Origin of the sequence: Geomesophilobacter sediminis (assembly GCF_016458275.1) — a bacterium.
In the GTDB taxonomy this organism is placed as follows: Bacteria; Desulfobacterota; Desulfuromonadia; order Geobacterales; family Geobacteraceae; genus Geomesophilobacter; species Geomesophilobacter sediminis.
In genome coordinates this window covers 234,532-248,599 of sequence record NZ_JAEMHM010000002.1, presented here as the reverse complement: position 1 = coordinate 248,599, position 14,068 = coordinate 234,532, and the positions used below count along the sequence as shown (strand labels likewise).

The 14,068-nt window shown below is 61.3% G+C and carries 12 protein-coding genes and 1 riboswitch; of the genes, 6 read left to right on the top strand and 6 right to left on the bottom strand.

Translation table 11 applies throughout. The annotated features are described in order from the left end of the window. Window positions 1-45 precede the first annotated feature (45 nt). The 3 genes from modA to JFN93_RS02810 form a co-directional block, all read right to left on the bottom strand. Entirely contained in the window at window positions 46-795 is a 750-nt protein-coding gene (gene modA, locus JFN93_RS02820) for a molybdate ABC transporter substrate-binding protein (RefSeq protein WP_199382473.1), read from the bottom strand. 160 nt (window positions 796-955) lie between these two features. Continuing rightward, a complete protein-coding gene (locus JFN93_RS02815) occupies window positions 956-1,264 on the bottom strand; it encodes a hypothetical protein (RefSeq protein WP_199382472.1) in 309 nt (102 codons plus the stop codon). A gap of 91 nt (window positions 1,265-1,355) precedes the next feature. Continuing rightward, window positions 1,356-3,002 carry a methyl-accepting chemotaxis protein gene (locus JFN93_RS02810; RefSeq protein ID WP_199382471.1) on the bottom strand — a complete coding sequence of 549 codons (1,647 nt, stop codon included), beginning with the start codon at window positions 3,000-3,002 and terminating at the stop codon, window positions 1,356-1,358. Between the two features lie 272 nt (window positions 3,003-3,274). Next, window positions 3,275-3,442: riboswitch (M-box (ykoK) riboswitch) on the top strand. A gap of 329 nt (window positions 3,443-3,771) precedes the next feature. On the opposite strand from JFN93_RS02810, the gene JFN93_RS02805 reads away from it, so the two are divergent. Next, entirely contained in the window at window positions 3,772-5,025 is a 1,254-nt protein-coding gene (locus JFN93_RS02805; protein WP_199382470.1) for a magnesium transporter, read from the top strand. 8 nt (window positions 5,026-5,033) lie between these two features. Further along, window positions 5,034-6,266, top strand: coding sequence for an Nramp family divalent metal transporter (locus JFN93_RS02800; protein ID WP_199382469.1), 1,233 nt, complete (start codon window positions 5,034-5,036; stop codon window positions 6,264-6,266). A gap of 2 nt (window positions 6,267-6,268) precedes the next feature. On the opposite strand, the gene JFN93_RS02795 is transcribed toward JFN93_RS02800, so the two are convergent. After that, complete coding sequence (locus JFN93_RS02795) at window positions 6,269-7,063, bottom strand: hypothetical protein (protein WP_199382468.1); 795 nt, start codon at window positions 7,061-7,063, stop codon at window positions 6,269-6,271. A gap of 421 nt (window positions 7,064-7,484) precedes the next feature. After that, window positions 7,485-8,237, bottom strand: coding sequence for a tyrosine-protein phosphatase (locus tag JFN93_RS02790; protein WP_199382467.1), 753 nt, complete (start codon window positions 8,235-8,237; stop codon window positions 7,485-7,487). A gap of 195 nt (window positions 8,238-8,432) precedes the next feature. Here JFN93_RS02790 and JFN93_RS02785 point away from each other — a divergent pair, with 195 nt between their 5' ends. The 4 genes from JFN93_RS02785 to JFN93_RS02770 are packed head-to-tail and all read left to right on the top strand — an operon-like array spanning window position 8,433 to window position 12,301. Further along, the gene (locus JFN93_RS02785) at window positions 8,433-9,443 is read left to right on the top strand and encodes a 4Fe-4S dicluster domain-containing protein (protein ID WP_199382466.1); all 1,011 of its coding nucleotides are present in this window, start codon (window positions 8,433-8,435) and stop codon (window positions 9,441-9,443) included. Then, a complete protein-coding gene (locus tag JFN93_RS02780; protein ID WP_199382465.1) occupies window positions 9,440-10,291 on the top strand; it encodes an FAD/NAD(P)-binding protein in 852 nt (283 codons plus the stop codon). The genes JFN93_RS02785 and JFN93_RS02780 overlap by 4 nt, the downstream gene beginning before the upstream one ends. Beyond that, window positions 10,288-11,046, top strand: a complete 759-nt coding sequence (locus JFN93_RS02775; protein ID WP_199382464.1) for an NADH-quinone oxidoreductase subunit B family protein — start codon at window positions 10,288-10,290, stop codon at window positions 11,044-11,046. The genes JFN93_RS02780 and JFN93_RS02775 overlap by 4 nt, the downstream gene beginning before the upstream one ends. Next, window positions 11,030-12,301: a Ni/Fe hydrogenase subunit alpha gene (locus JFN93_RS02770; protein ID WP_199382463.1), complete on the top strand. Its 1,272-nt coding sequence runs from the start codon at window positions 11,030-11,032 to the stop codon at window positions 12,299-12,301. The genes JFN93_RS02775 and JFN93_RS02770 overlap by 17 nt, the downstream gene beginning before the upstream one ends. Before the next feature lie 862 nt (window positions 12,302-13,163). Here JFN93_RS02770 and JFN93_RS02765 read toward each other — a convergent pair. After that, window positions 13,164-14,015 carry an NAD-dependent epimerase/dehydratase family protein gene (locus tag JFN93_RS02765; protein ID WP_199382462.1) on the bottom strand — a complete coding sequence of 284 codons (852 nt, stop codon included), beginning with the start codon at window positions 14,013-14,015 and terminating at the stop codon, window positions 13,164-13,166. Between the last annotated feature and the right edge of the window lie 53 nt (window positions 14,016-14,068).

The window sequence follows — 14,068 nt, the reverse complement described above, 5'->3', positions numbered from 1 at the left end:
GAGGGGGAGTCTCAACGGCAGTTCCGTACGATGAAAAGGGCGTGGTCAGTTCTTGGAAAATCCGTACTTCGCCAGCACGGCCTTGGCCGGCCCGCTCTGGAGGAACCGATAGAATGCCAGTGCCTCCTGCTTTTTGGAACCGGTCTCGGTCATCGCGCCGGGATAGATGATACGGGGCCCGTTGCCGCGCGGAACCGTGAAGGCGATGGCAACCTTCTGGGCCTGCAGCGCGTCGCTGCGATAGACGAAAGCGCCGTCGACCTCACCCCGCTCGGCGTAGGCAAGGCATTCCCGCACGTCCTTGGCAAGCACCAGCCTTTTCCCCAGCTTCTGGTCCAATCCCGCCTTCTTGAGCACGTCCATGGCATAGGCCCCGGCCGGTACGCTTTTCGGACTGCCGATGGCGATCTTCTGCAGTTTGAGCAGGTCCTCGAGCGAGCCAACCTTCTTGGACGGCTCCGCAACGAACACCAGGGCGTTGAAGGTGAAGGGGCGGATGCTGCGCGGCTCCAGCACCCCCTTGGCCTTGAGAAATTCGATCCACTCCAGGTTGGCGGAAATGAAGATGTCGGTCGGCGCCCCGTTCAGCACCTGCTGCGCCAGCAGCCCCGAGGCGCCGAAGTTGCAGACCACCTTCACGTCGCTGGTGCGCTTCATGTAGATATTGGCGATTTCGGTGAGCGCCTCTTTGAGGCTCGCGGCGGCCGACACGTTGATTTCCCCTGCCAGCGCCGGCGCAGCCAGCATCAACAGGAGAAGCCCCCCGAGGATCAGACGTTTCAAACAGTTACCCATGTTTATGCCCCCTTGATGTAATGAATACCTCTGCCGCTCGCCGGTATCAGGCCGGTATCAGCACCCCGGCGCCGAAAACAACGGTAGTGGCGTGAAGTCGCATATAGTACTAAGGATTTCCGGGGATGGCACCAAAAAACGCCACGACCGGAAGTCCCGGTCACCCCTTGGCCTGGATGTCCTGTCCTAGCAGGATTCGTTCCAGCGACCGGGTAGCGTTATAAATCCAGCGATACAGCGAGCTGAAGCGGAAGCGGCCGGGGCAGACGCTGCCGGAATTTGCGGCAATGCCAGTTTCTTCAGCAGTCGCCCCCCCCCCCGGAGCTTCCACAACTGGCGGAAGACCGATTTTTTTACTGTGGGAGCGCCATTCCTGGCGCGATCCGCCGAAGGCGGTAACTACGATGGAATGACGGTCCCAGGGTAGGGAGCGACCGGTCTTATCAAAGAGATTCAATCGCGGCAGCAATGCCGCTCCTACCGGACGAATCTCCCTTACAGAAAAAGGCGGTCCCCTTCTCCTGCAGGGCCGCCTTTTTCCAAGCACAAAACCGATATTTCTACCCCATCTTGAACTGTCCGATGATCCGCTCCAGGTCGCGGGCGCAGGTGGTCAGCTGTCCCGCCTGCGCGGCACACCGGTGCGAGCCCTGGGCGGTCTCGACAATCAAGGTGGTGATCTGCTGGATGTTGCCGCTGATGAGGCCGGTGGTCGCGGTCTGCTCCTCGGCCGATGAGGCGATCTGGGCGATCTGGCCGGAGACGACGTTCACCTGTTCCAGGATGTCCCTCAGGGCCGAGCTGGAACGTGCCGCCTCGCTGGTGCCGCTTTGGACCTCGCGCACCCCCTCTTCCATCGCGCCCACGACCCCGCGGGTCTCCGATTGGATCGCCTTGATCATGTCGCCGATTTCCCGGGTGGCGCGGGTGGTCCTTTCGGCCAGCGCGCGGACCTCGTCGGCAACGACGGCAAAGCCGCGCCCCTGTTCCCCGGCCCGGGCCGCTTCGATGGCCGCGTTCAGCGCAAGGAGGTTGGTCTGATCGGCGATCTCCTCGATGGTCCCGATGATCTCACCGATCTGGTCGCTGCGCTTGCCGAGAAGCTCGACCGTGGAGGCAAGCCCCTGGACCCGCTGGGCAATCTGCTGCATCACCGTAATGGTATTGGCCACGACCTCCACGCCGGCCGAGGCGGCAGCGCTGGTGGAGCGGGAATTCTCGGCGGCATGGTGGCAGCTGTCGGAGATCTCGTGGGAGGTGGAAGCCATCTGCTCGCCGGCCGCGGCGATGCTGGTCGATTCGGCCGCCACGTTCTCGGCGTTGCCGGCGATCTGCTCGGAGGCGGTGGAAAGGTTTATGGAAGTGTCTACCAACATCTGAGAGGTGCTTCCGACCTGGGTCACGATGGAGCGGAAGGTCTCCACCATGGATTTAAGGCTCTCAAGCATGACCCGGACGCTGCCGCGCCCCTCGACCGGCACCTCGACCGACAGATCGCCCCGGGCGATCCGGTCGGTGATAGAAGTGCAGGCGCGGATGCTGCTGGTGATGCTCTTGATCACAAAACCGCTCAACCCGATGCAGATGCCGAGAACCGCAACACAGAGCACCAGCAAAACCATGGTGATGGTCCCCAGGAGCCGCCCCGAATCCTTCTCGATCTTGTCGTTTTGGGCGTTGGTTGCGGTAACCAGCTTGTCGATCTGCTGCCGATGAGCCTCGTAGCTGGCGCTCAGCTTGGTGAAAGCCTCGCCGGCCTTGGCGGCGTCCCCCTGCTGCAGCGCCGGGAAATAGTCGTTCAGGGCCGTCTGGTAGAAATCCTCGCCGGGACGGTAGGAACCCTCGACGATCAGTTGCTTGATCTCCCCGTCGGCAAGTTCCTTCTGCCAGTAGGTGTGCCGCTCCTCGAAGTCGGCTTTCAACTTCTTGAACCGTTCCAGGTACTGGGGGATTTTGGAGGAATCCGTCTCCCGTCCGGCCTCCAGCACCACCAGGTACGATTCGATCACGTACTCCGGCGGCGGAAGGATATCGGCGACCAGATCCTTTCCCTGGACAATCTGCTGATAGATGGGACCGGTCACCTTCACTTGTTTGATGACCGAAAAGGAGCCGATAGAGAGGGTGATCAGACCGACCACCGAGACGACGGTGAGAAAGACAACCAACTGCAGAACACTGAACCTGGAGATACCGCTTTTTTCCATGCGCCAACACCTCGTTGTGAAATTTGAAGACTCTTCCACTCGGACGCCGTTGTCCGCCTTGGATCATCCTGATCCTTTCGGCGGAGTTCCCGGCAAACTTTAGTGGATTGTGCTTTTGTTGCCATAAACACACAAAACGTGTCACTGGCGCATCTCGGCCGCGAAATAACCGAGAAATCGCTTGTCATCGGGCACCAAATCTGGTAAAAGGCATGGGTCATACTTGAGCGGCAGCAGAAAGCGCTGCCCGTTCAACAAGTTAGAAAATTCATTAAATTCCTCGTTAGCATGAGGCGTTTGCACGAACAAAGGCTACTGCCCAGAAATGTCGAAAGACGCCAATGGGTAGACCAGGTATTGTCGGCATAAGGCTTTACCTAAGGTAGCTGGTTATCGAACCTACGTTGTGCACTGCCGAAAACCTACGAGTGGGGAATCCGGATCGACCGTCAGGCCGTGGGATTCCCGCGGCCTTTTTCGTTCTCCGGAACCAACCACGGAGGTAGTTTAGCGTTTTGGACAGTCATAGTTGCAGCTTACATATGGCAGATAATCATCCCCCCTCGCCCCTCGGTTAGCCCCCCGAAGCACCCTTCCCTTCTCCCGCTTCGGTCGCTTCCCCGGCAAGGGGAAATCACCGGGCGGAACCGCGGCCTACCCGCGCCGCATCTCCACCCTCTCTCGTTAATCAGGATGCCACCTTACCGAACGCTCTTCGGTCCGAGGCATCTTTGCGCGTCCGCATTCGGCGGCACCCGCAGGAGTATCTATGATGACCCCACAGCAGCTGTATTTGAGCGCGGTCCTGGATAAACGGCTGACCAATACCCAGGGACAGCTTCTCGGGAAGGTGTGCGATCTCACCATCACCCCGGACGAAGAGTTCCCGATTGTGAACCAGGTGCTGGTGCGCCGGGGAAAGGCAACCTACGCCGTGGAGTGGAGCAAGGTGGTCCTCTTCAACCCGGCGGTCATTTCGGTGGCAAGCTCGGAGTCGGAACTTACCAGCTACCGGGAGACCCCGGGGGAGATCCGGGTCAAGCGGGACATCCTCGACAAGCAGATCGTCGACGTCAACGGCGCCAAGGTCGTGCGGGTGAACGATCTGAAACTGGGGCGCCATAAGAACTCGCTCTGCCTGTTTTCCGTCGACGTCGGATTCCGGGGGCTGCTGCGCCGCATGGGTTACGAGCGGGTCTGGAGCCTGGTGCAGCGCGACATCCCGGAGCGGGAGATCGGCTGGCAGTTCGTCGGGCACCTGGAGCCCAACGCGGCCCGGCTCACCCTCACCATGGCGCGGGAAAACATGGCGGAGATGCATCCGGCCGACCTGGCGCACATCATCTCCCGGGTCCCGCGCCAAAACGTCCATACCGTGCTCAACTCCCTCGACGACGAGACTGCCGGCGAGGCGATCCACGAACTCGAACCGGAACTGCGTACCCGGATCATCACCGAACTCGACAGCGAGCGCGCCTCGGACATTCTCGAGGAGATGTCCCCGGACGAGGCCGCCGACGTTCTGGGCGATCTTCCCGTCGAGAAAGCGGAAGAACTCTTGGGGCTGATGGAACCTGAGGATGCGGAAGAGATCCAGGAACTGCTGGTGCACGAGGAGGACTGCGCGGGCGGGATGATGAACAACGACTTCATCTCGATTCCGGCCGGACTCACGGTGGGGCAGGCGCTTAAGGAGGTGAGGCTTCAGGCGCCGGAGGTCGACTCCGTTTACTACGCCTACATCCTGGACAAAAACGAGCACCCGCTCGGGGTCGTCTCGTTGAAGGAGCTTTTGATCCAGGACGAAGTCTGCCCGGTCGCGGAAGTCATGACCGAGAACCTGAAGACCGTCCCAGTGGATGCCGAGCCGGAAGAGATCCTGGAGGTGATCGCCAAGTACAACCTGGTGGCGGTCCCGGTCCTTGACGAGCACAAGAAGATGGCCGGCATCGTCACCGTCGACGACATTCTCGAACGGTTTCTCCCCCTGGCCCTGAAACACAAGCGTCACCCGGCGTACTAGGAAAAGCCATGAAACGACTCAACAAGCGCAGCATACTTCTCTTTCTCTCCGTCATCGGGCCCGGGATCATCACCGCCAACGTCGACAACGACGCCGGCGGGATCGCCACCTATTCCGTAGCCGGAGCCCAGTTCGGCTATTCCATGCTCTGGACCCTGCTGCCGATCACCGTAGCCTTGATTGTGGTGCAGGAAATGTGCGCCCGAATGGGGGTTGTGTCGGGAAAATCGCTTGCGGATATGATCCGGGAGAACTTCGGGGTGAAGACGACGGCCTACCTGATGTTGTTCCTGGTCCTTGCCGACCTCGGCAATACCATAGCCGAGTTCGCCGGTTGGGCCTCCGCCATGGAGGTGTTCGGCGTCAGCAAGTACATTTCGGTTCCGATCGGGGCTTTTCTGGTCTGGTGGCTGATCGTCAAGGGAAGCTATCGGTTCGTGGAAAAGGTCTTTCTCTTTGCCTGTACCATCTATTTCACCTACATCGCTTCCGCGTTCCTGGCTCATCCCCCCTGGGGGAAGATCATGGTGGAGACGGTATCGCCATCCTTTGATTTCAAACCTTCCTACCTCATGATGCTGATTGGCATCGTCGGCACCACCATCGCACCGTGGATGCAGTTCTACATCCAGTCGGCCGTGGTGGAGAAGGGGATTCGCGTCGAGGACTACGGGGCATCGAGGCTGGACGTCATCGTCGGCTGCATCATCACCGACCTGGTGGCTTTCTTCATCATCGTCGCCTGCGGCGCAACGCTCTTTGTGCACCACGTGCAGATCAACGATGCCAAGGATGCCGCCGTCGCCCTGCAGCCATTGGCGGGGAAATACGCCTCGGCGCTCTTTGCGGTAGGGCTCGCCAACGCTTCTCTGTTTGCGGCGTCCATCCTGCCGCTGGCGACCGCCTATTACGTCTGCGAGGCAATGGGGTGGGAGTCCGGCGTGGACCACGACTTCAAATCGGCTCCGCAATTCATGTGGCTTTATACCGGACTGATCGTGATTGGGGCACTTTGCATCATGATTCCCAACGCACCCTTGGTCGCCATCATGCTGATCTCGCAGGTGGTCAACGGCGCGCTGCTTCCTTTTGTCCTGATCTTCATGCTGATCCTGATCAACAAGCCGGAACTGATGGGGGAGCACGTCAACTCGAAGACGTACAACCTGATCGCCTGGATCACGGTGGCGGTGATGATCGTTTTGACCCTCGCCCTGGTCGTCCAGCCGCTCATTTCCTGAGGTCAGAAATGGTAGGTCAGCCGGAGCGAGATCCAGTCCACACTCGTCTCCGGCTGGAATGCCTGCGAGGCGGTCGCCGCAACGCCTGGCGGAGTACCGTTCGGCTGCATCGGGACGTTGTGCGACCGTGCGTAGCGAAAGCCCTCGTATTCCACACTTACCGAAAGCCGGCTGTGCCGGATTCCAAGCTCCCCGAAGGCCCCCACCGCGGAGCGGGGATAGGTGACCACGTCGCCGTACCCCGCGTCGCTCAAGTCGGCGTGGTTTCGCGTGTAGACCGGGAGCAACGGCCCCCCCTTGGCAAATACCGAGCAGCTCTTCCCCTTCCACACCGCTTCCACTCCCCCTTTCACGTAGATGCTGTTCCAGTCTTCACCGGACCGGGTCCGGATCCAGAACTTGTGCCCCACCGAGAGATACGGCTCCAGCGTTAGCGTCGCCGCCACCGCTACCGGCACGCCCAGCGTGACCTCCTCACGGGTACCGAGGTAGGTGGTGCGGGACCTGATCGGGACCGTGTTCCTCAAGTCATGCCCGTCATAAGACAGGTTACCTCCCCATACCTCGAGTAATCCCTCCAGGTCCAGTCCGGCTCCGGGGGACCCTTTTCGCGCCACTCCCGCGCCATGCATCCACCCTTCGTCACGGACGAACGTGCTCCCGCCCAAGGTCTCGTGCAGCGAAAACCACCCCGACTTCAGGTACATTCTCGTTTCTCCGGCATCGGCACGAGCCGGCCCAACGGTTACCACCGCCCCGACCACGGCCACCATCGCCATCAACGTTCCGAGTCGCATGAGCCACCTCCGGATCATTCATTGGAGTCAGCTCATTATCTTCAATATGGAGACCACAAAAAAGACTCGCTGCCCAAAATCCCCGAACGGGCAGTACGTCTGGCATCCAGGCCACCATTAGCGTTTACAAATGCAAATAGAAATCAGATCTAGGTGTGCTGCGCGGAAAGCAAACGGTGCCGGCAAGATAGCCGAAAGGTGTGATTTCAAGGTATTGAAGAGTCAAACGTCGGCTGAACAGATGGGCAGGAGTTGAGCAGGTGTTTCAGGGGGGAAGGGATCGGGGAGCGGGAAACGGCATTGCTGCCGTAGGAAACCCTTGAAATAGAAGAAGAGGAAGGGGTCCGGGAAGAGCCCGGGGGACGGTGCGTCAGCTAGTTTGAGTCGGTCCCGCTGCTGGTGCGTACCGGCACAGAAGTTTTCAGGAGAGCTGGAGCAATTCCCCGCGCAGCAATGCATCGGCAGCCGAGGCGCCAATGGCACCGGCCAGTACCGCGTAACCTTGCTGGAGCATCTCAGCCAGCCCCTCGGGCTGGTGCGCGTCGCTTCCCAGACAGCTGTAGCCCCCTTCGGCGAGAATTTCCAGGGCGCGCTGGCGCACCTGCGGTCCGTACCATCCGGCAAAACTGCCGAGGTTCCCCTGAAAGCGGCACCCTGCGGCACGGAGTTCCTGGAACAGCCCCGGATCGGGCACGCCCTTCGGCCCCCTGAAGAAAAACGATTTGCGCCGGGGGGGCGGATTGAAGACGCTGCAGCGCTCCGGATGGGCGATGAGCGGTTGCAGGCCGCGCTCCTGCAGCAGCGGTATCAGGGTGCGGATCGAAGCGGCATCGCTTCGGAAAGGTGCCTCGACGAGGATCCATCGAGAACCGCCTACCGTGAGTGGTGCATCCAGGTAGTCGAAAAGCCCGGCATTGAGATGGTGCTCGGAGCCGGGGACCAGCCGCAAGGAGATGCCGCTCTCGCTGAGTCTGGTCTGCAGCGATTCGGTGGTCTGGGTGACCCGGGCCGGAAGATTGCAATAGCTCTCGGCTATGAGGTGGGACGTGCAGTGGACCGTGGTGAAGCCGAAATCGGACAGGGCCCGGGCGATGGCGAGGGAGTCGGCAAGATCGACGGCGCCGTCGTCGAGGGCGGGGAGGATGTGACAGTGAAAATCTACGTACTCTTTCATTGCGGAATCCGTGGTATCAGGCAGGGCTGGTGTGGACCGGGAAAGACTGGTCAGCCGCGCGTCCGCTCTACGTAACACCTTGGCTGCGGTAAGTCAACGGGAATCCCTCGAGTCCCTTTGCCCTCGCGGCCTCCTCCCCTTTACATTCGTCGGCCGATGGGTAAACTTTACGGGCTTTTCAGAGGAGTCGTTCACATGAGAATGTCATGGTTACCACAAGGGCACCTGGAAGCATTCCTGAATCTCCTCGAGCCCTACGGCACGGTGCATGGCCCGACGGTACTGGAAAACGGTGTCACCGCACTCGCACCGATCACATCGCCGGACGATCTTGAACTCAAGTACCGCCACACCCTCATCCCGCCCAAGAAGTACCTGCTCCCCTTCCGCGACCCGATCCTCACCCTGAACGATGGCTGCTATCGACCGGCGCCACCCGTTGCCCCGAATCTCGTCCTCTTCGGTCTGCACCGCTGTGACCTGCAGGCAATTTCCTATCTGGACCGGGTATTTTTGGGCGACGACCCGGATCCCAATTACGCGGGGCGGCGGGAGCGGCTCACCCTGGTGGGGTTGTCCTGCGAGCCGGATGACTTCTGTTACTGCGACCCGGCCCAGCCGGCCGCGGTCGATCTGTTCCTGGACCAGGCCGAAAATGGCTTTCTGGTCACGCCGCATTCGCCGCGCGGAGAAAAGATCATGAGCGAGGGAACCGGCCTCTTCCTGTCTAGCGATCACCTCCCTTCCCTGCTGGTTCCCCTGGCCCCGCCGCCGACGCCGCAGGACCCGGAGCTCCGTTTTTCCGACAACCCGCTCTGGGAGGAGTACGCCCGGATATGTCTTTCCTGCGGCGCCTGTTCGGCCTGCTGTCCGACCTGCTACTGCTTCGACGTTCGCGAATATCCGAGCCTCGATCATGGGGGCAACCGGCTCCGGGAGTGGGACAACTGCCTGTTCAAGAAGCACGGTGAAGTCGCGGGGGGCGATTTCCGCCGCTCCCGGCTGGACCGGCTCCGGTACCGCTTCCTGCACAAGTACTGTGGCTTTTCGCCCCTGCAGGGGGTGACGTCCTGCGTCGGGTGCGGCCGGTGCGCCAAGGCCTGTCCGGTTGGGATCGACCTGCGCAACGTGCTGGAAGTCACCTATCGGGGCGCAGAGCCGGCCACCACGCGCGACCAAGCGACCGGCACGGGAGAGGTGTCATGACCCCCCATGGCGCTACCGTGCACGTTCCGGCGCCGGCGGTCCTGATGGAGCGCCGGGAGCTGACCGGCGACACCTCGCTGATCCGCATCGCCCCCGATCCATCGGCCACCGGTTGGCTTTCCAGCTATATCCCCGGACAGTTCATCCAACTGAGCGTACCGGGCGCCGGGGAGATCCCGGTCTCGCTGGCCGACATGCCGCGCCAAAACGGCATTATTGAGCTCTGCATCCGGCGTGTCGGGCACGTGACCGACCGTCTGAAGGCCTTGGTGCCGGGAAACCGCCTCGGGGTTCGCGGTCCCTTCGGCGTCGGCTTTCCCGTGCAGCGGATGAAGGGGAGTCCGGTTTTGCTGTTGGCGGGAGGGCTGGGGATCGCGCCCTTGCGTTCGCTGCTTTACTACCTGGTCCGCAACCGCGAGGAGTACGGCGAGATCACCCTGCTCTACGGCGCCAAGGAGATCAGGAGCATGCTCTTTCGGGACGAGCTTGCCGAGCTCGCGCTGCGCCGGAAATTGCGCCTGTATCTCACCGTGGACTTCGCCCCCCAAGGCCCCACCGGAGACGTCGAATGCGCCGTGGGGCTGCTCCCCGATCTGCTCAAGGGGTTCCGTTTCGAGGCGAACCGGACGTACGCCGCCGTCTGCGGCCCTCCCGCCGTGTACCGCTGCCTGGCCAGCGAGCTGGAAGAAGCCGGGGTCGCACCGGAGCGGATCCTGCTCAGCCTCGAGCGGAGGATGTGCTGCGGGATCGGCCGCTGCTGCCACTGCGCCGTGGGACAACTTCTTTGCTGCACGGACGGACCGGTCTTCCCGCTCAGCGTCCTGCGGCAGATTCCGGAGGCGTTATGAAGCGAAAACCGAAGCTCGCCATTGCCGGCCTGACCGCCTGTTCCGGCTGTCAGCTGACCTTCCTCAACTGCGAACGGGAGATCCCGACCATCTTGGACCGCTTCCAGGTTTCGTTCTTTCCTTTGGGGGAAAGCAGCGGCGGTGACGACGAGCGTTTCGATGCCGCCCTGATCGAAGGCGCGGTTTCGACGGCTCAGGACCTGGCCACCCTGTTTGCCCTGCGCCGGGCGAGCCGACTGCTGATCGCCTTTGGCACCTGTGCCCTCTTCGGTGGGGTCGCCGCCATGAACAACCAGCTCTGCGATCGTGCCGAGCTTTTCCGCTCGGTTTACGGCAGGGAGCCGGAAAAGGATCTCATCCCACCGGCACCCTTTACCAACTTCGTCGCGGTCGATTTTTCGATCACCGGCTGCCCCCCCGAAAAAACCGACTTGGTCGCACTGCTCGGCTCGCTCCTTGCCGGCACCCTTCCGCCGACGACCTGCTATCCGGTCTGCATGGAATGCCGCAGCCGGGAAAACAGCTGCCTGTTGCTGGACCGTGACGAGCTCTGCCTTGGGCCGATCATCCAGGGGGGGTGCAACGCACGCTGCCCGGCAACCGGAATCGTCTGCGAAGGGTGCCGGGGACCGGTGAGTCAGGCGAACGTGGCCCAGGAGATGGAGTTGCTCCTGGAAAGGGGATTCGATCGCGAAGATATCCGCAGGAGGATGAGCCGCTTTACGCCGGGGTGGAACTATGAGCAGCGTGATTGAGATCCATCCCCTAACCCGGGTGGAAGGGCATGGTATGATTCAGCTCGTCTACGAAGGGGGACGGGTGGCGCGGGTGGAGCTGGTTCTCACCGAGTCCCCACGGCTGTTCGAGGCGCTTCTGAAGGGAAAGAGCTTCGTCGAGATTCCCGATATCATCTGTCGGATCTGTTCCCTCTGTTCCACGATCCACCGCGTGACCGCCCTGCATGCCGTCGAAAACGCCCTGGGGATCGAGGTGAGCCAGGTGACCCGGCTTACCCGGGAGCTGATGGCACACGCCGGACAGATCCAAAGCCACGCCCTGCACCTCTATTTTCTGGTCCTCCCTGACCTTTTGGGGGTAACCGGACTCACCGGCCTCGCCAAGGCGGCACCGGAAACGCTCCGTGCCGGCTTGGCCATTAAACAGGCGGCGAATCTGGTGCAGGAAACGGCGGGGGGTAGACTGATCCACCCGATAAACCTCGCGCTGGGGCGGCTCGGCAGGCCGCTCGCCCGCGGCGAGTTGAGCAGGCTCAAGGATGCACTGGAGGAGATAGTTCCCGAGTGTGCCCAGGCGGTGCAGCTATTCGCATTTCCTCCCCCTTTTCCGCGCCTCACCCGGCCGGATTATCTCGCCGCACGGCCCGATGCCACGTGGTATTCCGGTTCCCTGCTGCACGGCACGGAAGGGGCGGTCGTACCGGTCACCGACTACCGGAGCCGGATCGTCGAGGAGGTGGTGCCGGAGACGTTCGCCAAACGCTCCCTGGTATCGGGCAAGGTAATGACGGTGGGGGCTCTCGCCCGGGTGAATCTTGGAACAATGCTGTCGCCGCGCGCGGCGGAGGCCCTGCGCGCCCTGGAACCGTCGATCGTCGGCTGCGACATCTGGGGCAACGTCCCGGCGCAAGTGGTGGAAATGATCCATTCGGTGGATGCGGCGCTGGATATCGTGGAGCGCCTTTGGGAAACGGGACCGCAGCAAGAAGAGCCGCCGGCCCTGAAGCCGCGTGCCGGCGCGGGAAGTGCCGCCTGCGAGGCACCCCGCGGCACCCTCATCCACAGCTTTGCCTTTGATGCCGATGGCCGCTGCACCGCGGCTGACGTCATCACCCCCACCGCATTAAACCACGCCGCCCTGGCCCGAGACCTGTCCGACCTGACCCGACAAATGCCGGACGCAGACAAAGGAGAGTTGACGGCGGCCCTGCAACGGCTGGTTCGTGCCTACGACCCCTGCATATCCTGTGCGGTTCACGTGATCGAGTGCTAATTGGGCCGGGGGTGCCGTCACACTAATGAGAGAAAATAGCGCAAAAACAGCACATTGCGCGAATTTTTTTTAAAAGCAACGCTTGACACCGCACCCTTGTCTGTTAGACTACCCATCACTCGGAGACGAGCAGCTCTGGAAATATCCGTAAGAAACCGGTTGGGTTCCTGACTACCCTTTTCCCCCAATGACCCCGGGTCCGGACGTGGTGTGCAAGCCCTTTACCTGGCAAAAGGGAAGCCTGAAGCGACCTCCTGGGGAATGTTGAGAGCGCGGTCAGCTACTTCAAACTCCTCTTACGGTATTTCCGGAGCGGTAAAAAAATAACCGGCGTTAACAGGGGCGACGCGGAAAGCGACTTGTCTCATCCGCCAGGCGGTCTCACCACCGCTTGAAAAAGGGAGGATCAAAGGAGTTCACCGGCGCCACGGTCGTCAAAGAGCGGGTCACCGGCCTCCTCGAAATTCTCACCGACGGATTAGTAGAAAGGGCCCCTGTCTAACGCCACCTCATAAAAAAATCCCGACCGTTTTTCGGCCGGGATTTTTTTGTTTGCGCCCCCCCTGGGCGTCAAAAATATGTCGAAGATAAAATATCTTATCCAGAAGTGGAAAAAAAAGAGAGCTCGCGATACCAAGAGGGGCCAACGGTTGCCCAGAGCGGCGCTTATTCCACAATGACTGTGGAAAACCCTGTGGGAAAGGGAGCGCCTTGGCACCTGTTTTAGCGCAGTTGCGTACACCGATAGCAGACTGCACAAAAAATTAGCAAAAAAACGGCCCCAATCACCCGCTCGCGGCCGTTTTTTGACGGTCGAAGAAAACCCACCCCTCCACCTCTACCGAAAATCCTACCGATCGATTCAGTTGGGACTTTTCAACCCCGCCTCGAGGTTGGGATAGAGCAGGTCAATGCCAAGCTTGGTCAGCATCCGGCGGTTATCGACGATCCGCGCTTCGGAGAAATACGAGATCATCAGCGGCGACATTACCTGACGCGCCTCCTCAAGGGAAACCTGACGGGGGCGGGGTAGCCCGAGCCGGTCCGCGGCCGCGTTGAAGTATTCGGTCATGGTGCCGGGAGACCCGTCGCTTACGTTGAAAATGTCCCCATGCTCCCCCTTTTCCGCCGCCGCCAGGCAGACCCGCGCCAAATCATCGGCATGGATCCGGTTGGTCGGGAGCGCCTCCTCTTCGCGCAGCACCGGCTGCCCGGTTGTCAACTGGGTGACCGGAAGCCGGTCGGGCGCGTAAATCCCCGTCACCCTCAGAACAACCACGGGAACACCCCGCTCTTTTCCCCAAGCAGTCGCCTGGCGTTCGCCGTGCAACCTCCGTTTTCCCCTGCTGGTCACCGGGTTGGGCGCGGTCTCTTCGGTGACCACCTCGGTACCGCAATCTCCGTATACCCCAGACGTGCTGATGTAGATGATTTTTTCCGGCTCGGCACCACGGGCAATACTGGCGAGGAAATTCCGCATTCGGGTTTCTTCGTGCCCACCGCCCGGCGGGGGCGCGAGATAGATAACGCAACTTTGCCGCGTCGGAAGATCCGCCAGGGTTGCAGGAAGGTCCAGGTTCGCCACGTGGTGGGTCACTCCGGGTAACGCTGCTTCCTTGCGCGCTAAAGTATCGACCGCCAACCCGTTTTCCAAAGCCAAGGTGGCGACCCGCCTGCCGATCGCACCGAATCCAACGATAAAAAGTCTTTCCACAAACCACCTCTTCGCTTGTATCTCCAGCCCGGCGCACGACATCAGATCGCGGG

Bases quoted from the DNA above. Each gene is read 5' to 3' on its own strand.
- modA (WP_199382473.1), bottom strand. From the start codon at position 795: ATGGGTAACTGTTTGAAACGTCTGATCCTCGGGGGGCTTCTCCTGTTG.
- JFN93_RS02810 (WP_199382471.1), bottom strand. From the start codon at position 3,002: ATGGAAAAAAGCGGTATCTCCAGGTTCAGTGTTCTGCAGTTGGTTGTC.
- JFN93_RS02805 (WP_199382470.1), top strand. From the start codon at position 3,772: ATGATGACCCCACAGCAGCTGTATTTGAGCGCGGTCCTGGATAAACGG.
- JFN93_RS02800 (WP_199382469.1), top strand. From the start codon at position 5,034: ATGAAACGACTCAACAAGCGCAGCATACTTCTCTTTCTCTCCGTCATC.
- JFN93_RS02795 (WP_199382468.1), bottom strand. From the start codon at position 7,063: ATGCGACTCGGAACGTTGATGGCGATGGTGGCCGTGGTCGGGGCGGTG.
- JFN93_RS02790 (WP_199382467.1), bottom strand. From the start codon at position 8,237: ATGAAAGAGTACGTAGATTTTCACTGTCACATCCTCCCCGCCCTCGAC.
- JFN93_RS02785 (WP_199382466.1), top strand. From the start codon at position 8,433: ATGAGAATGTCATGGTTACCACAAGGGCACCTGGAAGCATTCCTGAAT.
- JFN93_RS02780 (WP_199382465.1), top strand. From the start codon at position 9,440: ATGACCCCCCATGGCGCTACCGTGCACGTTCCGGCGCCGGCGGTCCTG.
- JFN93_RS02775 (WP_199382464.1), top strand. From the start codon at position 10,288: ATGAAGCGAAAACCGAAGCTCGCCATTGCCGGCCTGACCGCCTGTTCC.
- JFN93_RS02770 (WP_199382463.1), top strand. From the start codon at position 11,030: ATGAGCAGCGTGATTGAGATCCATCCCCTAACCCGGGTGGAAGGGCAT.